The sequence below is a fragment of the Nonomuraea spiralis genome, assembly GCF_014648435.1.
Lineage (GTDB): Bacteria > Actinomycetota > Actinomycetes > Streptosporangiales > Streptosporangiaceae > Nonomuraea > Nonomuraea spiralis.
The window spans coordinates 335,866-355,002 of record NZ_BMRC01000005.1; the positions used below are offsets into that span (position 1 = coordinate 335,866).

At 67.4% G+C, this 19,137-nt stretch carries 19 protein-coding genes; 6 read left to right on the top strand and 13 right to left on the bottom strand.

What is annotated here, in order from left to right; all coding sequences use genetic code 11:
• Nucleotides 1–76 precede the first annotated feature (76 nt).
• Together IEZ27_RS14600 and IEZ27_RS14605 are read left to right on the top strand one after the other, a co-directional pair.
• Nucleotides 77–760, top strand: a complete 684-nt coding sequence (locus IEZ27_RS14600) for an alpha/beta fold hydrolase (protein WP_189647672.1) — start codon at nucleotides 77–79, stop codon at nucleotides 758–760.
• A gap of 203 nt (nucleotides 761–963) precedes the next feature.
• Nucleotides 964–1,905, top strand: a complete 942-nt coding sequence (locus IEZ27_RS14605; RefSeq protein ID WP_189647673.1) for a ribosome-inactivating family protein — start codon at nucleotides 964–966, stop codon at nucleotides 1,903–1,905.
• A 180-nt stretch (nucleotides 1,906–2,085) separates the two neighbouring features.
• Here IEZ27_RS14605 and IEZ27_RS14610 read toward each other — a convergent pair whose 3' ends face one another.
• Nucleotides 2,086–2,274, bottom strand: coding sequence for a hypothetical protein (locus IEZ27_RS14610; RefSeq protein ID WP_189647674.1), 189 nt, complete (start codon nucleotides 2,272–2,274; stop codon nucleotides 2,086–2,088).
• 166 nt (nucleotides 2,275–2,440) lie between these two features.
• Between IEZ27_RS14610 and IEZ27_RS14615 the strand changes: the two genes are divergently transcribed.
• A complete protein-coding gene (locus tag IEZ27_RS14615) occupies nucleotides 2,441–2,629 on the top strand; it encodes a lasso RiPP family leader peptide-containing protein (RefSeq protein WP_189647675.1) in 189 nt (62 codons plus the stop codon).
• A gap of 384 nt (nucleotides 2,630–3,013) precedes the next feature.
• Here the strand turns inward: IEZ27_RS14615 and IEZ27_RS14620 are convergent, their stop codons facing one another.
• The 3 genes from IEZ27_RS14620 to IEZ27_RS14630 all read right to left on the bottom strand — a co-directional run bounded on the left by IEZ27_RS14620 (nucleotide 3,014) and on the right by IEZ27_RS14630 (nucleotide 6,068).
• A complete protein-coding gene (locus tag IEZ27_RS14620; protein ID WP_189647676.1) occupies nucleotides 3,014–4,357 on the bottom strand; it encodes a hypothetical protein in 1,344 nt (447 codons plus the stop codon).
• 308 nt (nucleotides 4,358–4,665) lie between these two features.
• Nucleotides 4,666–5,235: a hypothetical protein gene (locus IEZ27_RS14625; protein WP_189647677.1), complete on the bottom strand. Its 570-nt coding sequence runs from the start codon at nucleotides 5,233–5,235 to the stop codon at nucleotides 4,666–4,668.
• Nucleotides 5,236–5,378: 143 nt separating this feature from the next.
• A complete protein-coding gene (locus tag IEZ27_RS14630; protein ID WP_229823977.1) occupies nucleotides 5,379–6,068 on the bottom strand; it encodes a GAP family protein in 690 nt (229 codons plus the stop codon).
• 419 nt (nucleotides 6,069–6,487) lie between these two features.
• Between IEZ27_RS14630 and IEZ27_RS14635 the strand changes: the two genes are divergently transcribed.
• Nucleotides 6,488–7,546 carry a catalase family protein gene (locus tag IEZ27_RS14635; protein ID WP_229823978.1) on the top strand — a complete coding sequence of 353 codons (1,059 nt, stop codon included), beginning with the start codon at nucleotides 6,488–6,490 and terminating at the stop codon, nucleotides 7,544–7,546.
• Nucleotides 7,547–7,591: 45 nt separating this feature from the next.
• Here the strand turns inward: IEZ27_RS14635 and IEZ27_RS14640 are convergent, their stop codons facing one another.
• The 7 genes from IEZ27_RS14640 to IEZ27_RS14670 all read right to left on the bottom strand — a co-directional run bounded on the left by IEZ27_RS14640 (nucleotide 7,592) and on the right by IEZ27_RS14670 (nucleotide 15,766).
• Nucleotides 7,592–8,911, bottom strand: a complete 1,320-nt coding sequence (locus IEZ27_RS14640; RefSeq protein WP_229823979.1) for a Dyp-type peroxidase — start codon at nucleotides 8,909–8,911, stop codon at nucleotides 7,592–7,594.
• Between the two features lie 113 nt (nucleotides 8,912–9,024).
• Nucleotides 9,025–9,552 (bottom strand): hypothetical protein, encoded by a 528-nt coding sequence (locus IEZ27_RS14645; protein WP_229823980.1) that lies wholly within the window; start codon nucleotides 9,550–9,552, stop codon nucleotides 9,025–9,027.
• Nucleotides 9,553–9,732: 180 nt separating this feature from the next.
• Complete coding sequence (locus IEZ27_RS14650; protein WP_229823981.1) at nucleotides 9,733–10,134, bottom strand: helix-turn-helix domain-containing protein; 402 nt, start codon at nucleotides 10,132–10,134, stop codon at nucleotides 9,733–9,735.
• Nucleotides 10,131–10,418, bottom strand: coding sequence for a tyrosine-type recombinase/integrase (locus IEZ27_RS14655; RefSeq protein ID WP_189647887.1), 288 nt, complete (start codon nucleotides 10,416–10,418; stop codon nucleotides 10,131–10,133). The genes IEZ27_RS14650 and IEZ27_RS14655 overlap by 4 nt, the downstream gene beginning before the upstream one ends.
• A gap of 1,064 nt (nucleotides 10,419–11,482) precedes the next feature.
• Nucleotides 11,483–12,964 carry a trypsin-like serine protease gene (locus IEZ27_RS14660; protein ID WP_229823982.1) on the bottom strand — a complete coding sequence of 494 codons (1,482 nt, stop codon included), beginning with the start codon at nucleotides 12,962–12,964 and terminating at the stop codon, nucleotides 11,483–11,485.
• Complete coding sequence (locus IEZ27_RS14665; RefSeq protein ID WP_189647682.1) at nucleotides 12,951–13,268, bottom strand: trypco2 family protein; 318 nt, start codon at nucleotides 13,266–13,268, stop codon at nucleotides 12,951–12,953. Before IEZ27_RS14665 ends, IEZ27_RS14660 begins: the two co-directional genes overlap by 14 nt.
• 1,148 nt (nucleotides 13,269–14,416) lie before the next feature.
• Nucleotides 14,417–15,766 carry a hypothetical protein gene (locus tag IEZ27_RS14670; RefSeq protein ID WP_189647683.1) on the bottom strand — a complete coding sequence of 450 codons (1,350 nt, stop codon included), beginning with the start codon at nucleotides 15,764–15,766 and terminating at the stop codon, nucleotides 14,417–14,419.
• 919 nt (nucleotides 15,767–16,685) lie between these two features.
• Here IEZ27_RS14670 and IEZ27_RS14675 point away from each other — a divergent pair.
• Nucleotides 16,686–17,114, top strand: coding sequence for an RICIN domain-containing protein (locus IEZ27_RS14675; protein WP_189647684.1), 429 nt, complete (start codon nucleotides 16,686–16,688; stop codon nucleotides 17,112–17,114).
• Nucleotides 17,115–17,296: 182 nt separating this feature from the next.
• Here IEZ27_RS14675 and IEZ27_RS14680 read toward each other — a convergent pair whose 3' ends face one another.
• A complete protein-coding gene (locus tag IEZ27_RS14680) occupies nucleotides 17,297–17,725 on the bottom strand; it encodes a hypothetical protein (RefSeq protein ID WP_229823983.1) in 429 nt (142 codons plus the stop codon).
• Nucleotides 17,726–17,733: 8 nt separating this feature from the next.
• On the bottom strand, nucleotides 17,734–18,552 hold the full coding sequence (locus tag IEZ27_RS14685; protein WP_189647685.1) for an IS5 family transposase: 819 nt from the start codon (nucleotides 18,550–18,552) through the stop codon (nucleotides 17,734–17,736).
• A gap of 269 nt (nucleotides 18,553–18,821) precedes the next feature.
• On the opposite strand from IEZ27_RS14685, the gene IEZ27_RS14690 reads away from it, so the two are divergent.
• A partial coding sequence (locus IEZ27_RS14690) for a class I SAM-dependent methyltransferase (RefSeq protein ID WP_189647686.1) occupies nucleotides 18,822–19,137 on the top strand: 316 nt, incomplete at its 3' end.

Sequence of the window (19,137 nt, forward strand, 5' to 3'; positions counted from 1 at the left end):
CGGGCCGCGTGCGCGCGACTTGGATTAAGGGCACCAGGACAGGCGTTGGGTCTGTCCCTCCAGGTCAGGAGCGACCATGACCACCATCAGGAACATCGTGCTCGTGCACGGTGGTTTCGTGGACGGATCGGGCTGGCAGGGCGTCTACGACGAGCTGACCAGGCACGGCTTCCGCGTCCACGTCGTGCAGAACCCGACGCTGTCGCTGGAGGGCGACGTCGCCGCGACCCGCCAGGTCCTCGACGCTCTCGACGGCCCGGCCGTCCTGGTCGGCCACTCCTACGGCGGGGTCGTCATCAGCCAGGCCGGCACCCACCCCAACGTCGCCGCCCTCGCCTACATCGCCGCCTTCGCCGCCGACAAGGGCGAGTCGGTCAACACCCTCATCGCCGACCCGCCGCCCGGCGCGCCGGTGCCGCCCATCCTCCCTCCCGTGAACGGCTTCCTTTTCCTGGACCGCGACAAATTCCACGGCTCGTTCGCCGCTGACCTGCCCGGCCAGGTGGCCGCGTTCATGGCGGACTCCCAGGTGCCGTGGGGCGTGGACGCCCTCGGCGGTACGGTCACCGAGCCGGCCTGGCGTACCAAGCCGAGCTGGTACCTGGTCGCCACCGAGGACCGCATGATCCCGCCCCCGGCCCAGCGGACCATGGCCGAGCGCGCCGGAGCGACCGTTGTCGAGGTCGTCGGCAGCCACGCCGTCTACCTGTCCCGGCCCGACGCGGTCGCCGACCTCATCGAGCAGGCCTCCCAGGCATAGCCGCACAGGACACCGCCCGCGACCCCCCCCGCCGGACCCGTGCCCCGCCGCTTCCAGCGCCCCATCCACGGCGAACACCTCAATGCCGTACGGCACGTGCATGCATTCGGTGACATGCCCACACCGGCCCCGAGTACCGGCCTGACCACCTCGGTGGAGAACACCGAGCCCCTATGAGCACTCGCCCAAGGCAGGAGTCGACCATGCCCCGATACCACCGACGTACCCCGCCCAGACACGGCAGAATTCGCCGGGCACTGCTCGCCCTCACGGTGTCCGTGGCCGTCGTAGCCGGCCTGCTCTCCACTGCCGGGCCCGCCGCCGCGCACACCGGAGAGGGGTCGATCAACCATGTCTGGCTGGACCTGGGGGATGCGCCCAGCAGTCAGCAGACGATCGCCTACTCCACGTTCCTGGCCAGCCTGCGCGCCGCGGTCTCCGACACCTGGCGAGACGGTACGCAGTACACGCAGAACGCCTCTACAGGGGAGGGGATCGTCCGGGTCTCGCTGTCGGCCCATGACGACAGTGGCAACCGACGGGCGGTGGACCTGTGGGTCCAGCCCGACAACCTGTACGTCGTCGGGTTCTCCCCCCAGGGCAGCGGGACCTCCTACACCTTCAACGACGCCAGCTTCAACCGCGCCCCCATCGACACATCCCTCACCAACCTGCCCTTCGGAGGCAACTACCAGGCCCTCGTCCAGGCCGCCGGGCGCGACCGGTCGAGCATGCCGATCTACTGGAACGACATCCGGGCGTCCATCCTCCAGCTCGCCAACCAGACCTCGGCCAACACCAACACCCAGAACACCGCCCGCTCCCTCATGCTGCTCATCCAGATGACCTCGGAAGCCGCCCGCTTCAACGACCTCGAAGGCGTCTTCCGCGCCGCGGTCGGCGACTGGGGCTGGGGCCGCTACGGATTGGAGGCGTGGCAGCAGAACCTGGAGAACAACTGGGGTGTCTTGTCCAACTTCTACTGGAACCTCGTAGGAGCGGGTAACACCTCGACCCCGACCGTCCCCTTCATCCCCGGCATCGGGACCATCGAGAACGTCAACCAGGTCCGCCGGTACGTACGGGTCCTGCACACCTTCAACGCCGGCTGGAACTATCCCAACCCCTCACGCGACGAACTCTGACCTCGACCTCTCGGCCCTGCGCTGACGGAGGGGTGCCCGCTCCGCCATCGAGTGACGAGATCCCGTCGCCCAGGACCGTTCTGCGGCCCCTCTCCGGAGGGGCCCACCCCCTTTCCGGCTGATCACCTCCGGAACCCGTACGCCAATGCGATCGGTGATCACAAAGCGCCCCACGATTCATCAACTCGTAGCCAAGCCGAGCTGGGTGTCCAGCGGCTGGCGAACAGTGGAGGCGCGGGCGTAGCCGATCCGCGCATGCCCGGCCGGCTCGGCATCGGCCGCGGCCGGGCGGGGCAGCTGGGCCCAGGCCGTGCCCGGCTTGCGGACGGCCGGGATGGGGACGTTGAGCTCCTTGGCGAACAAGGGCACGAGCCGGAAACGGGGAGCAGAGCAAATAAGCCGGAAAGGCCAAGAGGGCTGGTCGGAGAGCGTGACAACAGCAGAAATGTGACCTTATGTGCCACGCGTACCCAGCACAGAAGCGGGTCACTGTGGGGGACGGCCCATCGTCTGATCATGAAAGGAGGTGAATCAGATGGAGCAGGACATGCGACCGGGCCTGGTGAAGGTGTACGAGCCGCCGCTGGTGGCCGAGGTCGGCGAGTTCGCCGCCACGACCCTCGGCAACCTCGACCCCGCCGCCCCGGAGGGCACCTTCTTCTACCGCGCGGCTCCAGCACCAGGCCCCCCGACGTGCCCTGCGACCAGTGTGAGCGCGGCGTGAGCACCGTCGCGGTGCCACTGGCGGCGCAGTGGGCGGAGCCGTTGTCGGCCTCTACGCATACGGCGAAGTGATCGCCGCAAATCCTGACACGCGCGACCCGGGTCTCGGCCTACCGTCATGGTCGTGACACACCCGGACGTGACAGCCGCCCCGTCACCCGTAGGCGCCCGCCCGGTGATCGCGCCGGTCGACGCCTACGAGGCCTTGACCAGCCACCTATCCAGGCTACGCCGGACACCGTGATCGCCTTCGAGAGCCGTCGGCCCGACACGGGACCACAGCGCACCCGTGGTCCCGTTGAGCGCTATGCCGGATGTCCTGACGGCGTTCGCGAGCCGGATTTTCTTACTTTTCTGACAGGATCACGCGCGCGGGCGCGATCGTTTACGAGCTGGGTGCGTGATCGGGGTAGGTGCTGTCGACCAGGCTGGTGTGGTCGGTGAAGGACAGGCCGCCGTTGGGGTCGATGCAGGTCCCGTCCGGGCGGCACGGCGCGATGATCGACTCGCGTGCCCACAGGGCGGCGTTGCTGTTGGCGGGGGCGGAGACGCTGTCGGTCACGGTGCCCGACATCATCACATCGACATCGGTGGTCGTGGAGTAGCCAAGCTGCCGGGTGGTGCTGGAGAAGAAGGAGAAGTGGCCGCCGACCGAGGCGTCATCAGATTCGATCGACAGTTCGACACCGACGTCGTAGCCGACCGTCACCCCGTAGGAGGCCGAGTAGGTCTGGCTCTGGGACTCGCTGACGCCGACGTCGACCTGGACCGACTCGGGCTCGGTCTGGGAGGCGCCGTGCTGGTTGTCGATGAAGCGGATGTTGCGGTACCCGGTGTAGTGCTTGAGGGTGTAGAAGGCGTTGCCGTAGACGTGTTGCTCCAGTGTCAGCTCGGTGTCGGTGATCGCCGCGAACGGCACCACCACCGAGTAGTCGTTGACGGGGGTGGTGTGGTCGTCCGGCGGGTCGAAGGAGTCCAGGTAGGGCGGTGCGGGCGGGTCGCTCACCTTGATCTGCGGCACCGGGACCATCAGCACCATGGGCGGCGGGTCGGTTGGCGGGCTGCTGTTCAGGTTGCTCTTGCCGATAAACCCGGTGATCCCGATCAGCGCGTGGTCTGCCTGCTGGCTGAAGGTCTGCCCGTTGAGGTCGGTGTTGACCGACCAGATGGTCTCGTCTTCCTTGGCCATCGCGCCCGCGCCGTCGGTGTTCCAGAGGATCGGGCCGTAGCTGCCGGTGTGGGCGTAGTCGGCGCGCACGCAGCGGAAGTTGTTCCACGGGGCCTTGCTGTTGTCGGGGGTGACCCAGTTGCTGCTGCCGCCGGTGAAGATGTCGCCCAGGGCGACGTAGCCGTCGGGCGGCGTCGGGCGGTACACCTTGCCGTACATGTCGGCACCGGTGCCGTCGTCGCAGTAGCACTCGCTCCAGCCGGTCGGCGCGGCCAGCACGCCGGTGCCGCCGTGGTCCTTGACGATGACGCCGACGCGGTAGCCGTTCGGGTTGCCGTCGTAGTCGCTGTTCGGCCAGGCCATCCCTCCGAGCCAGCACCAGCCACCGTCGTCGACGGCCCACTGCGGGAGCACCGGGTGCCAGAACCGGCCGTACATGGTGGCACCGCTGCCCTTGTCCTGGTAGTCCAGGGCGAACTGGTCGGTGAACGCGATCCGCAGGTCGCCGTAGTCGTACCAGTAGGTCTGAGCGGCCGGAGAGCCGAGCCGGGGTGAGGGCATCGTGGAGGCTCCTTTCGCGAACCCCGAGCGCCGATCCCTGTGGGACCGGTCACGGATGGGGGTCTGCTCACGAGCATCGCCCAACTCCTCCAGGCGGAACAGCCGTCAGTCCCCAACCGGACACCGATCCGGCGAACCAGGGAATTTGCGGTTGCCCGGACGCCGTGATCGGGGGAAAGCGGCAATACCAGGAAGGATTGCCTGCTGACACTCTGGCGTGCCGGCTGTTCGAGCTCGTGACCTTCACGCCCCAGATTGCGGGGAGAAGGCGGCGGCCGCGACCCCGGTTGCCGTCCCAACGGCCGGAATCAGCCGTCCCGGAAACGGTCGTTCGCGGGACGGTCGGCCGGGCCCGGGGGCGTGATCACGTTTCTGTCGATTCTCGTAATCGTGTTCACCGACGTCCTGGGGTCTAGCGGCAGTTGTAGCAATCGCGGATAATCCAACGAACCTATCTCTGACCTGGGATTATTTGAGCGGTCACTGTGCGCGTGGGCGTGCTGGTCGCCGCCGGGGTCGCTTGCCTGCCCACCGTCCTGGCCGTCGCCCCACTTCCGCAGGTAGGCCACCCAGGCGCTGCGCCGGTAGGGCAGCCGCTCGGCGTCGATGACCGCGATCGCGTCCTTGTAGCGCTCGGTGGTGGCGTCGGTGATGCGGCATTCGCTCCAGCCGAGCACGTCGTCCTTGGTGGCGGGCGGTTCCAGGCCCAGTTCCCTGGCCAGGCGGACGAAGCGCTGGTTGTGGAACCGGTGCTTGTTACCGGTGTCCTGGATGCCTCTCACGTCGGCGAGCCCATGGGCGGCCTCGTGCAGGAGGGTCTGCATCACCCGGCGGCCGACGAGTGCGATCGGTTCCCCGGAGATGAACAGCTCAGACACCTGCCCGCCGTCGGTGTCTCACAAGATCGCTGACGCGCCGATGTCCCGGAGCCCGAGACGGGCATCAAGCCATCGTGAGGTCATGCGTTCCCGCCGGCGCTTCGTCACGGGCCGCCCCGCCACGTCAGGGGGTGCCGTCGGCTTCAGGAGATGAGGATGCCGAGGCCGTCGCCGAGCAGTTTCAGTCCGAGTACGAAGAGCAGGGCGGCCATGACGGCGACGTTGTGCTGTGCCGCCCAGTCCTTCCAACTGCTGAGCACGCTCTTGGCTCGATCGCCCAGGAACAGGAAGACCGCGAGCGGGGCCAGGATCCCGAGAGAGCCGATGATCACGAAGACGGCCAGGGAGACGATCTGTTGTCCGGCCGCGAGTCCGGAGGAGCTGATCGAGGCGGCGGCGGCGAGGGTCAATGGCGCGTTCTTGAGGTTGGCCGCCGACAGAGCCAATCCGAGCCCGAAGACTTTGATCGGGTTGAAGCGATCGATCGCGGCCATCCACTTCGGCAGTTCGGCTTGTGAGGCGTCGGTGGGGCGGTGCCGCCATTGCCGGATACCGAATAGGACGAGCAGGACGCCCAGGACCAGCTTGAGCGCTCCCACCCAGGTGGCCGGCTGATGGTGGACAGAGGAACCTCCCGCTCCGCCGATCGCCAGCATCACGCCGCCCAGCGCCGACAGTCCTGCTACCCAGCCGAGGGTGAACAGCGGTCCGTTGAGACGTCCTTGTGGTGTGGCCAGAACGAGGATGATCGCGACGATCGGGAGCGGGCTGACCGCGACGCCGGCGGCCAGGCCCAGAATGTCCCCGAGAGCTTTATCCATGACGGTCTCCATGTGCCGGTCGGGATGACCTGGTCGGCTCGGCGCCGCGGACCTGACCCGCTGACCTGCCTGGGGAGCCCTTCCCCGCCATCGTCTCACCCGGCGTATCGCCCCCTGCGCGGTGCCCGATCCGGCGGCGAGTCGTTGGGCCAGCAAGCGACGGGTTCCCGGGGGCATGAATAAGCGATTCTTTGGCGATCCGCTGACAATTTGACGCCCAAATGGCTGTCTTCGAGCCCGCGTTCCTCCCGTCGACCTGCCTACGCTGAGCTGTGACCTGGGACTACACGTGATCCTGCCGCCCCCGGGTCTGGATTGACGGTGTTGTCCCGCAGTCGAGCGGCAAACAAGCGGAGCTGATCGAGCGCATGCCATCGCGATTCATCCCATACACCCCGGACATCGAAGCCGCCTGTCCACAATTTGACGAGATGCTGCAGACGGTGATCGCCAAGACCGAGCGATTCATCGCCGATTCGGTTGACGCCGAGGGCACCGGCCTGGCGGTCCGTGACGCGCACGCCAAGGGATACGGGATCGTCAGGGGCGAAGTTGAGATCCTCGACCGGCTTCCCGCCGCGTACGCGCAAGGCATCTACGCCACGCCGGGACGGCATGACGCGCTCGTGCGCTTCTCCAACGGCTCGCCGCACGCGGGCGCCGACGCGCGGCTCGGCCGCGCGACCGGGCTGGCGTTGAAGATGTTCGGCATCGGGGGCCCGACCCTGCTGGAGGACGAGCCCGACACCGGCACCTTCGACTACGCCCTCATCAACGCGCCGGTCTTCTTCTGCAACACCCTGGAGCACTACCTGTTCATTCAGGAGCTGTTCCTGGACGCGCCGAAGTACTTCGCCCAGGGCCCGCCCGGGCGGCATCGCTTCTACCGCGAATTCGTGACCGGCAAGGGCACCCTGGAGCCCGAGGCATGGGCGTGGGATGAGTTCCTGGCCTTCCTCACGGTGGCGGCGCGGCCGCTTGTGAACGTGCTGCTCTCGTCCTACTGGACGATGGGCGCGGTCCGGCACGGCGATCACATCGCCAAGGTCCGTCTTGCCCCCGACCCGGGCCGCGCGGCTGCGGTGGTCCATCGCGCCATCGACATGACCTCGGCGGAGGAGGTGTTCCGGCCGGCCTTGGTGGCCGAGATGCGTGAGCGGCCCTACGCGTTCGACATCCAGGTCCAGCTCTGCGCCGACCTGGAGCACATGCCGGTGGAGGACCTCACCGTCGAGTGGCCCGAGCGGCTGTCCCCGTTCGTCACGGTCGCCAAGTTGCGGCTGCCGCAGCAGGACATCTCAGATGAGGAAACCCTCACGAAGATGGACGCGCTCTCCTTCACCCCGTGGCGGGTCACGGCCGAACACGCCCCGCTCGGTGAGATCATGCGGGCCCGCAAGGAGGTCTACCGCCGCTCCTCCCTGCAGCGTCACCGGCTCAACCACCAGCGGCGCCGGGAACCACACAGCGCAGCTGAGGTGCTGCCGTGACCTTCACGCTGGACGACCTCCAGGGCAAAGGGGGCGGGCAGGCCCTCAGCCCTCCAGTTCGGCCAGCCAGCGCACAGCGCGCAGGCCCGGCACGAAGCAGTACTCACCGCCTCGGGTGACCACGAAGCTGGGCAGATTCTGCAGGCGGCGCCGGATCGGCTTGCCCGGGATGGTGACGATGCCGGTCCCGCCGTGATGCCCGGCTACCGGGTCCTTCTCGCCGGGGAAGCCGATGAAGTTGCCGTCGTTGACCCACTCGGCCTTGATGAATTCAAACTGCCGCTCGATATGGGCTCCGATGAAGACTCCGACCAGGCCCCGGTCGGCGCCGTCGTCTTCCAGCACGCCCTCCGGCAGCGGCGGACCGTAGCTGGTGCCGCGGCGGATGAGGCGGTGCATCCGCGCGTCGCCGATGATGGTGGCGTCGCGGGGGTTGGTACGCCGGATGTGCGCGCCGGCGGGGCACCTGAAGCCGCGATCGTCGTTCTCCCGGTACAGGAAGTCGTTGTTGCGGTGCGGGTCGGCGCCCAGTTCCGGATCGTCGTGCTCCGGGGTCAGCGTCAACGGCGCCCCGCTGGGCCAGCGCCCGACCATTTTCGCCGCCAGGAGCGCCTCGTCCTGGGCGCTGGAGGTGTTCGCGCGCAGGTATCGGCGCCAGGCCGCCACCTTGGTGTGAATCTTGCGCACAGCGACATAGGTCCCGTTGCGCCCCAGCACCTCGGGGCTGGGCATGGGCGGCAGATTGCCGGTTTCATCGGGGTAGCCGAGGATGAACTCGCCTGCCTTGAGCGGTGCTTCCCGGGGGTTGGAGCCGGGCAGCCCGAGGCCCTCGATGTTCGGATGACTGATGCCGTCGCGGAAGCCGAAGGTGGTACGCCCGGTCGGGAGCTGGCGGACCTCTTGCTGCCAGATCACCCGGACACCAGGGGTGTCCTGGTAGGCGACGCGGGCCCGTTCCAGAGCCTTGTCCAGCCGCGCCGCATCGGGAGACAGTGCGCTCAACGCGATATGCACCTCACCCGTTCCGAACGGTGGCTCCCAGTGGGCCGGGGCACTCTCGCCCACATCACCGATCAGGTCCGCACGCGCAGCCATGCCCTGGCGAAACGCCTGCGGAAAGCTGTCCAGCGACTCCTGCGGCACCCCCAGCGCCCTCAGCCCTTGGTAGGTGAACGCCACCGCGACCCAGGCATCCCGGCTCGGATCCACGCTGACGAAGCCACCCTCGATCGCCGGCAGCAGCCGCCGCAGCAACGAACGCCCGGCATGGCGGTCCTCCACGCGCAGGAAGACGAACCGTCCCACATACGGCATGGGCCGCGGATGCACCGCCCCGCTTTGGATGTCGTCAACCTCGATGCGCACACTGGCTCCGCTCGTGCTCGCCGCCGCGTTCATGATCGCTTGTGCCTCCGCATCGGTCTTTATCTGGACAACCCCGGCGACTGCCCGCCTCGAAGGTGGTCGTCTTCAGGGCTTCAGCCTGCGGCTTCCTCCATCAGTTTCTGGAAGGCCGGCGTGGCCAGCAGTTCGGCGTTGGCCGGGTTGTCCAGCGCCGCCCGGAACTCGGGGGTGTCCAGCACCGCCTGGAATGCCTCGTTCACGCGTTGGTCCTTCCAGATCCGCTGAACGGTCAGATCGGGATAGGAGCTGACGAAGACCCCCGCAGGCGCCTGCCGGGCGAGGAACCAGTCCTTCACCCCCGGATCGGCGACGCCAGGAAACCCTTCGGTATGCGAGAAGACCTTGTCGAAGCGGGCCCCGACTGCCGTCTTGCCGAAGTCGTCGATGTAGGTGTCCCAGGAACCGTCGAAGACGCTCGCGAACATGTGCCGGGTGTCGTTGTCGAATATCACGTGGCGTGCGTCGTGCAGGGTGCCGATCTGGCGCAGCGCCGCACGGGCTTCCACGTCGGCCGACCCTTCGGCGAGCTCGGCGAGATCCGCACGCAGCGCGTCCGCGTGGCCCGGCTTGATCTTGGAAAAGACGGTGAACTCGCTGCACACCCCATCCCTCCTGCCCGGGCGCTCGGGCTGAGCTGATGAGGTTGAGCCTGACACTCCAGCCATGATGAGCCTCTCCTGCTACGGATCCATACCAGGGGCACCAGACGCTCACGAATGAGGCGCCGTCACCCTGACCTCCTATTTTTGACCGCGTCGTGCCAGCCACGCGGAAAACGCTGGTCAAGCAGCGGGAGCCGATCCGTACCGATTCCGGGGGCCATGAGCGGCACCCTGACACGCGACACCACGCTCATCCCTCGGGGTGATCCGGGCTCGTCGGGGCCGCAGATGGGCGGGAGGCCGCGGGGCGGGGACGTCGCCGTCAGCGGTCTTGCGGACTCCGGCGTTCTGGGCCTCGACCGGGACGAGATCCGTTGGGGTGGTCTGGAAGATGTCGCAGAGCGCGGCCAGGAGCTGCAGGGACAGCCGTTCGGGGGTTCCGGTGACGAGCCGGTGGACCTGGGAGGCCGACAGCTTGATTCCGCGTCCGGAGAGCAGCGGGACCAGCCCGGTCGTGGCGAACATGCCGTGGGCGGCCATGATCTCCCGCAGCCGCCAAGAGTAGGTGACCTTGCGCTTCACGACGGGCCGTCCTTCGCGGCGACGGCGGCCAGCGCCACCGTGGTGTCCAAGGCTCGTCTCAGGGTGCGGGTGCGGAAGTCGGAGGACACGCAGGTGTAGATCGCCGTCGTCGAGGCGTGCTCGTGGCCGACCTGCTCCTGGACGAACCGGGGATCCCAGCCGTCCTCGATCAGGTGCGTGACGTACGACCTTCGCAGACTATGGAAGTCCAAGGCGGGAGCGAGGACGAGCGCGTTCCGGTAGGCGACGAACCGGGAGTTGAGGCGCTGGCAGCCGACGCGCAGGCCGCGCTCGGACGGCCAGGCCGCCGGATTGCCCTCGCGCGGATCCGGGCGACCTGCTCATCGGCGTGATCGAAGAACGCCTCCAGCTCCGGCCGGGTGAACGCCCGCTTGCCCGGGTCGCTGTCGTTGTCCTGGACGTGGACGGCGGTGTTCCATTCGTGCGCGACCTGGATCGGGGGTTGGCGAACCTGGCCTCGCGCTGCTGCGCCCACTCGTGTGCCGGATCGGTGGCATAGGCGCAGAACGCGCTGATGGCCTGCTCAGCTGTCCCACGCACGGGCGCCGCCTCGAAACCGAGCGGGCGTTCTGGCTCGCCGAGGCGCTGGGGGAGCCTGCGCCGGACCGTGCGGCGCCCGAGCACATCTTGGTTACGGACCGGCTCACGTTCCAGGGCCTGACATCCGGCACGGTCAGCCTGCCCCGCCGATCCGTGCACGTCGGCGTCTGGCTCCGGTTGCTGCGCACTCTGCTGGACGAGGTCAGCCTGTCCACCTCACAAGTCCGCCGACACTCGGCCGCCGCCCTTGAACAGATCTGGGTCACCGCCGGCTGGCCGCCTCGGGCCGGAATCACGGTATGGCGCCCGTACGAGACCTTCGACACCATGCGTCAGGAAGCGCTGCTGGAAGCCGCCGCGACCGCGCTGGACCTCATCCGGACCGGGAAGATCGCCGCGCGCGGTAGCCTCGGCCCGCTGCTGACCGTCCAGCCGTACCAGCCCGTCTACGAGGGCGACCGGCCCGGCACGGCGGAGCAGGCGCGCACGGCAGGGCGAGAGGCCATGCATCAGTCGTGGGCCGAAGCCCAGCAGGAGGTGAAGGAATGGTTCGACACCGCACGCAGCGACGCGGCCGCCGAGCGCCAGATCTTCGGCATCTTCACCTGTTTCCCCCGGACGCGGGAGGCCTACGACCGGGAACGCGACTTCATGATCGGCCAGGGCATCCCCGCCTCATTCTTTCCCGATCCCGAGCAGGGCCGTTTCGCCTCCCCCGGAGGTGTCCGTAAGGGGAACCTCTATCGGACAGCGCTGAGCCGGGCGATCAATCCGCCAGAAGTCGGCCTCACGCTTTGGGCGGTTTCCATTTCTGACCGCCGTATCTGGCGAGGGCCTGGGTCAGCTCGGCTCGCTGCTGCGCCAGCATCGGTCCGAGAACGCAGATGGGGAACTGGTTCCCTCGCCCTGCGACTGAGCCTGGCCAGGGATAGGGCCAGCCCGCTGGGTACATGTCCACGCCGGGACCGTACTTGGTCCGGATGTGGATCCCGGTGTACAGATACCTGGCCGTACCCCTGAGCTCCTCGACGTTGCCGCCTTGGGGCCGGATCGCCTCGATGGTGACGCGCTGGATTTGATCCCAGGCGAACTCGCGCCGTCCCGTGACGCTGGTGGTCGCCATGTAGTGCGGTCCAACGTACAGCCCCCAGCCCGCCCTGTTTTTGAGCAGATGCTCGCTGTAGGCACGGCCAATCGTCGAAATCGAAGTGCTGACGGCAAATAGGGCTCCGAGCACTCCGACCATGAGAGGAACAAACCCCGGAGGCATCTCCTCACCGGGCAGTTTCTCGAGGCGAAGCCCCGGCATCAGGGAAAAGCCGATGACCGACGCCAGCGCCCCGATCGCCGTCAAGGTCGCCAGCCCTTTCCAGCCCCGTTTGCCCAGCATGGTGGCGTAGGTGGACAAGGGTTCCTTGCCGGTCCAGGACATGTCGAACGGACCGTTGGTTTCGGTTCGTCCCTGCATCGCGGCCGCCGGTTCTGCGGCCGGCAGCGAATCGATTTCGGGGCCAGGTCCTTCGGCCTCTGCCTTGTGCGCGCTGTTCGGGGTGGTGGTTGCGGGCGTCTCGTGTGGCGGTGTGGATGTGATGTCGACCGGCTCAGGGGGGCCATCACCGTAACGTTGAAGGAGTGTGGCGAATGCGGGGTTGCCGGTGAAGGTCCGGGCCGGGCAGGCGTGCAGGCGGCGGTTCGCGAACGCGTGGTCATCGTGGATGACGACGCCGACGAGATGGTCTTGGCAGAAGACCGCGCTGCCGGAAGCTCCGGACCAGGCCTGCTCGCCATCTGCCCGCATGTCCGGTGCAGACTCCTGGTCCAGGACATAGAGGTCCTGGGCGCCGACGCCGCCGGCCTGAGGAGGGAGTTTCCCTCTCAGATGCTCCACCTTGTGCTGCCCGTCCTTGAAGGTCGCCGAAGGGTAGGCAAGACCTTGATAGGGCAGCGGGGTGTTGCCGACGGGGCGGCCCCAGCGGATTGTTCCGGGCACGTCGACCTCGTTGTCCAGCAGCAGCAAGGCAACATCGCGTTCTTCCGGGTCTGTCCAGCGCACCGATGCCAGGCAGCGGTGTACGTCGGCGTCGTGGGGGTGCCCCACACGCACGACGATCTGGGCCCATGGGGTGCCCTTGCTCGCCTCGACGACGTGCCGGGCCGTCAGCACCAGGCGACGCCCGATCAGATAACCGGTACCGACGCGGAGGAACCTCGTGGCGTCACCTCCACGGATCAGAGCCAGTCTTCGGCGGTCCAACTCAGCCCTCGTCATCCCAGGAGCCGGACTGCCGACGGCCGATTTCGGGGCTGTCTCCGCCCATGGCCCGGTCCTTGACCTTCAGTTTCAGGGTCAGCTTGTGCCCGTGGACCGAGGAGTGCGACCCGCCCCCGCCCACGGTCGCCACCCCGAACTGAAGCTTCCCCTCCCCCTTCACGTCATTGCGCAGTTCCAGCAGCAACTCCAGTTCGGCTTCCTCGATCTGAAAGGCGAATTGCTGCTGGGCCCCCTGCGCCTGGGCCTGGTAGAGCTCTTGCCGCAGTTCCTCGATCGCTGCGGCCAGCCCGATCGTCGCCATAGCCATTCCTCCCCGTCGACCATGAGATTCAGAAACGAGTGGTACCAGTCCCCGGTGGGCGAGTGCACGCGACTTCGGAAAAATGACATCTGGCGCAACACGACGAGAGCAGGGCGGGGGCCTGGGCCGTCATCGAGATCCTCCGGCACTCCGGGATCCGCGTGGAGGAGCTCCTGGAGCTCACCCATCTGGCGCTGGTCCCATACTCCCTCCCTGACACCGGCGAGATCATCCCGCTGCTGCAGATCGTCCCCTCCAAGACCAACCAGGAGAGGCTCCTGCTCGTTCCGCCCGAACTCGCCGGCGTCCTCGCCGAGATCATCACCCGACTTCGAGGCGAGGGCGGCCAGATCCCGCTGGTCAGTCGCTACGACCCCTATGAGCGGGTCACCGGGCCGCCGCTGCCGCACCTGCTCCAACGGCGCCGGGGCTGGCGCCGCGAAACCTTCGCCACCGATGCCGTCACCGGAGGGTTGCCCGTGCACATCGCCGCCAAGATCCTCGGACACGAACACCTGGGAACCACCGAGCACTACCTCGCCGTGTTCCAAGACGATCTGATCCGCACCTATCAGGCGTTCCTGAGTCGCCACCCGGCCTGCGGAGGAATACCGCGAGCCGACCGAGGAGGAATGGACCTCATTCCAGGAACACTTCCTGCTCCGGCGTGTCGAGCTCGGCACCTGCGGCCGCCCCTACCAGGCCCCTTGCCAGCACGAATTCGCTTGTGTCCGATGCCCCATGCTTCAGGTCGACCCCCGGCAACGCCCACGTCTGATCGAGATCATCGACAATCTCCGCGTCCGGATCACCGACGGCAAATCCTCCCCCGGGCGTCGGCCAGCAGGCAGGACATCGGAGGTCATCTGGGGTGTCGAGAAGGCGTCAGGCATGTGGGCTCTCGAGGAACGTGCCTGACAGGTTATCTAGGGTTGTCAGGCACGTTCGTCACCTGCGGAATCCTCTGCAAGCCCGCTTGGCGAACCTCCCCAGCGCTGTCAGCCGGGCAGCCAAGGGGGACGCCGCCCAGTTCCAGATGGCGCATTCATGTCGAGGCGGCCTCCCGCACTCTGATCATTCGTCGCCGTCGGCCGTCTACTGGCAGAGCGTGTGCGGCGTCGTTGTCGTTGACGGCGCAGTGACGGCTTCTACCCATGACCGCGGTGGACGCAGAAGAGCTGGTCTTCGGTGCCTTCGGGTTCGCGGTAGGAGACAATGGCGGGGCCTTGAGCGCTCAGATGGCCGGGCAGCCGGATGTCAGGGGTCCAGCTGGAGCCGTTGAAGCTGGTCCACCACAGGCTCTGGTCGCCGGAGCCGCGGTGCACGCAGTACAGCCTGTTGTTGAAGACGGCCAGGGCAGGGCCCTCCGCACTCCGGTGGGCGGGCAGCCGGGTGGCGGGGACCCAGCCCGTGTCCCTGAACTGGGTCCACCACAGGTGCTGGTCGTTGCCGCCGCCGCGGAACACGCAATACAGCACGCCGCCGTAGACGGCCAGAGCGGGGTTGGAGGCCGTGAAGTGGCTGCCGAACGGCTGGTCGTCGCTCCAGCGGGAGCCGTCGAAGCTGGTCCACCACATCTGATCGCTGTTGGCGTCCCGGTAAGCGCAGTACAGCCTGTTGTTGAAGGTCGCCAGGGCCGGGCCTCGGCTGGACGCTCCCCTCATGGGGGTGTCAGGGCTCCAGCGGTTGCCGTCGAAGCGAGTCCACCACAGGCCCCTGTCGTTGCCACCGCCGCGATGCACGCAGTACAGGAAGTTGTTGTAAACGGCCAGGGCGGGGCCGTCGGCGCTCCGGTGGTTGGGGAAGGCGACATTGTCGCTCCAGCCCTCGTTGTTGCCGGGGTCGTAGGCGGTCCACCAGAGGTTTTCGTCCCGGTCCCCGCGGTGCACCGCGTACAGCCGGCCGCGGAACTCCGCCAGCGCCGGATTGGACCTGGACAGGTGTCCGGGGAACCTCTCGTTGTCACTCCATCTGTGGGAGGTGTCCATGGCCGTCCACCACAGCGAGGTGTCCTGCCTGGGGGCCAGAGAGATGGGCAGGAGCATCCCCGGGGCGAACCAGGGCGACACCAGCCGACAACCGTGGTGCCTGCCGATGGCCTGGATGATAAGAGAACGGATCTGGAAGGAGAGCTCGACCAACCGGCCGATCGGCCTGGGGAGGAAGCGGCTGGCGATATCCCCTACCAGCTCCGAGATCTCGGCGGCGGCTGCGGCGGCTGCAGCGTTGAGGACGATCTCAAAGCCCCACCATCTCGGGTTGACGTACACCTGCATACCGTTGGCGTTCAGCTCCATCTCGATCTGGCGAGCCCGATCCTGGTCGGCGTGCGGGAGCTTGGCGGTCTGCTCCTCGAATTCCCTGCGGGCCTTGTCCAGATACTCCCGGGAGATCCGCTGCGCCTCCTCGTCGGAGACGGAGTACGAAATGGCCTGCCCAGCGGCGAGGGCGTCGGCCTCGGCTCTGGCTGGATCTTGGCTGGTGCTTTCCTCGGGCATGCGGTCACGTCCCGTTCCGTTGGAGGATCCGCCGCGCAGCTCGTCAGCGGCCCTGAGTATCCGCCCGTACCGCACCGCTGACAACAGCGTGCCCGTGGTCGTTTGCGGCCACAGGAACGCTGGACCGTCTCGGGCCGGTTGGACGTGTGGTCGCAGGCCCCTGGCAGGACCTCCGCCCTCCGGTCCGGCACCAGTGGCACCCCTCGAAGCGACATGCATTCCGGGCCAGGGACATGCCTTACGTGCCCGACAAGATCATATCGCTCTGACCTGCGATAAGAGGTCAAGAATCCAAGATAATCACCGTTATCTAGTGTTCGGCCGAACCGTCAGAGGGCGGATCGCGAGGCGATGACCCTTTGACAGAGCCTTCTGCTCGCCTGGCCGTCTTCACGCTGGATGTCCCGGCCATCCTCATTTTGGGTGACCGTTAACCGTGCTGACGCAATCGAGGACGGCGCGTTGGTAGAGGTCCCCCGCGCACTGCCGCGCGAAGCAGGGTTCCTTGCGCCCATGGCGCTCACCCGCGCGGCCTGGGAGGACTGCGTGGCCTAGGACGAGGCAGACAATAGCCGCAAGGGCATCGCCAACGATTCGACAGGCCGCCTGTGGGACGTGCTCCACATGGCCCGCTGGGCCGCCACGAGAGGGTCGGGCGGGCGGCTGGTTTCGTTTGCCCTCCTCCGAGTTCGAGCAGCCGGTGCGGATGTGCTGGCGGACTGCTGCAGGTACCGGGACATGGCCATGCGAGGGCGGAGCGCGCTGCCGCCGTGCGAGGGCGCGGCGGAGGTGACCCGACCCTAGCGGAACCCTGTCCGCAAGTGGCCGCAACCAAAGGGTGATTTCTCGCACGTAATCGTCTCTTATGGAGACGAGACGGCACACCGCTATCCCTCCCGCCCCAGTTCGAGAGGACCCCATGACCATCCCCGCCCGCGCCACCCTGATCAACAAGAAGTCCGGCCTCGCCCTCGACGTCATCTACAACGCCATGAACGATGGCGCCTGGGTGATCCAGTGGACCCCCACCGGCAGGACCAACCAGATCTTCCGCCTCGAACCCGCCGACGGCGGATACAAGTTCATCGCCGAACACTCCGGCCAGGCCCTGGACATCGAATTCGCCTCCCAGAACTCTAACTTCGCGATGCAGTGGCCCATCAACGGCAGCCCCAGCCAGATCTGGTATCTCAAGGAGCACGTGGCCGGCGTCTACCGACTCATCGCCAAGCACTCCGGCAAGGTACTGGCGGTCGCCAACGCCTCCATGGAACCGGGTGAGCGCGTGGTCCAGGCCAACCCCGGCTCCGAGGAGAACGAACTGTGGCTGCTCAAGGCCGCCCCGTAGCACCCGAAGGCGGCGCGGACGCCTGCTGAATCAGCGTGGCGCGGCCAAGCCAAGCGGCCAGGCCGAGCGGTTCCACGCGGCTGGCCGCTCCCTCAACGCTGTGAGAGGGCGGATCGCGAGGCGATGACCCTTTGATCACTTGCCCTGCGCGAGGAGCGCCGGTCGTAGGCCTCGGGGCCAAGCTAGGGACGCGGCTGGGTGAACAATCCGGGCTCGATCTCCACGAGGATGCCCAGAGTGACCAGGCGTTTCAGCTTGGCGCGAGTGTTCTCGATGTTGTTGCGCACCAACGGCAGGTCCAGCGCCAGGCATAGATCACGCGCCCGGGTGGGCTGGCCAGTGTCGGCCATGAGCGTGAGGATCTGCTGGTAGGCAGGGTGGCCGGGAAACGCGGGAGCCGGTAGCGGGGGTGCCGGATCGGGCTCGGAGGCCAAGGCGAGCAGGGTCTTGCGCGTGATCCGCAGGTGGTCGAGGTCTTGGTCGAGTTCCCGTAGGCGGGCGGTCAGCTCCTCGATCTGGGCCCGTGCCTGCTCGATCTGGCCGGTCAGCGCCTGCTCGCGGGCGTCGATCCGATCCAGCAGCCAGGTGCCGGGATCGGGATGCCCGCGCACGCCGAGCGTCAGGTGGAGGTGGAGGTCAACCGGCGGGTCATGACGTCGGTCATCGCCCAGAACACGCGTGATTCGGAGCTGGCCGGATCGTGTTCGTAGTCGCGTACCAGGCGGCGGTGCAGGGACAACGTGCCGTAGGTCTGCTCCACGATCCAGCGTTTCGGCTGGGGGACGAACCCCTGGTCAGCGGGGTTGCGTTCGACGATCTTCACGTGAATGCCGTGAGTGGCGCCGTGAGCGACCACGCTGGTCTTGAACCCCTGGTCGACCAGGGCGCTCTGGACGCTGCCGGGCACGGTGGCGGCCACGACCCGGTCCAGCAGGGCGGTGCCGATGGCGTTGTCGTGCACCGAGGCCGCCGTGACCACCACCGCGATGACCAGGCCCAGCACGTCGGTGGCCAGCCCGCGTTTACGACCCGGCACCTTCTTGGCCGCGTCCTTGCCGGTCGTGGCGGCCGGGACGCCGGCTGCGGCACGCACGCTCTGGGTGTCGAGCACTACCAGACTCGGATCGGCCGAGCGGCCCTTGCTCTCCCGTACCTGAAAGCGCAGCAGGTCGTGGATGGTCTGGTCGGTGCCATCCTCGCGCCACCGGCGGTAGTAGTAGAGCACCGCGCTACGCGGGGGTAGGTCATGGGGCAGCAGGTTCCACTGGCAGCCGGTCCGGCTCTGGTACAGCAGCGCGTTGACGATCTCACGCATCGTGTATCGGCCCTGGTGGCCACTGACCGATGGGTGGGCGGCCTTCCAGGCCGTGAGCACCGGCTCGATCAACGCCCACCGCTCATCGGATAAATCGCTCGCGTACGGCTTGCGCTCACTCACCGGGCCATCCCAGCACAACGACGACCACCAGCCAGGCGTAACGCTACAGATGCACTCGATCACACTGTGATATCGCGGGCATCGTCTCGCGAACCGTCAGGCAAGTATGGCAAGTGGCCTTCCTGGAACATGCCTGACGGGTTATCTGGGGTTTGTCAGGCAAGTAGGTCACGTCAGGGGACGCCCTGGGAAGCGCCCGAAACTCTGGGGCTCCTGGACTGAAGGCATCACTGCTGTCCGGCGGAACAGGTCTACATATTCTGGGCATCATGATCACACCGCATACGCCTGGGGAACCTCGTCCCGTTCAAGGAGGCGCCTTCTACGACGCGCCGCAGGTCGCGGACCGCTACCTGCGGCACCGCCACAGCGGGGTGCACAGCCCCAACCACGTCATGGAGGAACCAGCACTCCTTGACGAACTGGGGCTGGTCGCCGGCCTCCGCGTGCTGGACCTCGGTTGCGGGGACGCCGCCATCGCCCGCACCCTGCTCGCCGCCGGCTGTCGTAGTTACCTCGGCATCGACGGCTCCACCGAGATGACGCGAGCGGCCACGGCCACCCTCGCAGGAACCCCGGGCCGCG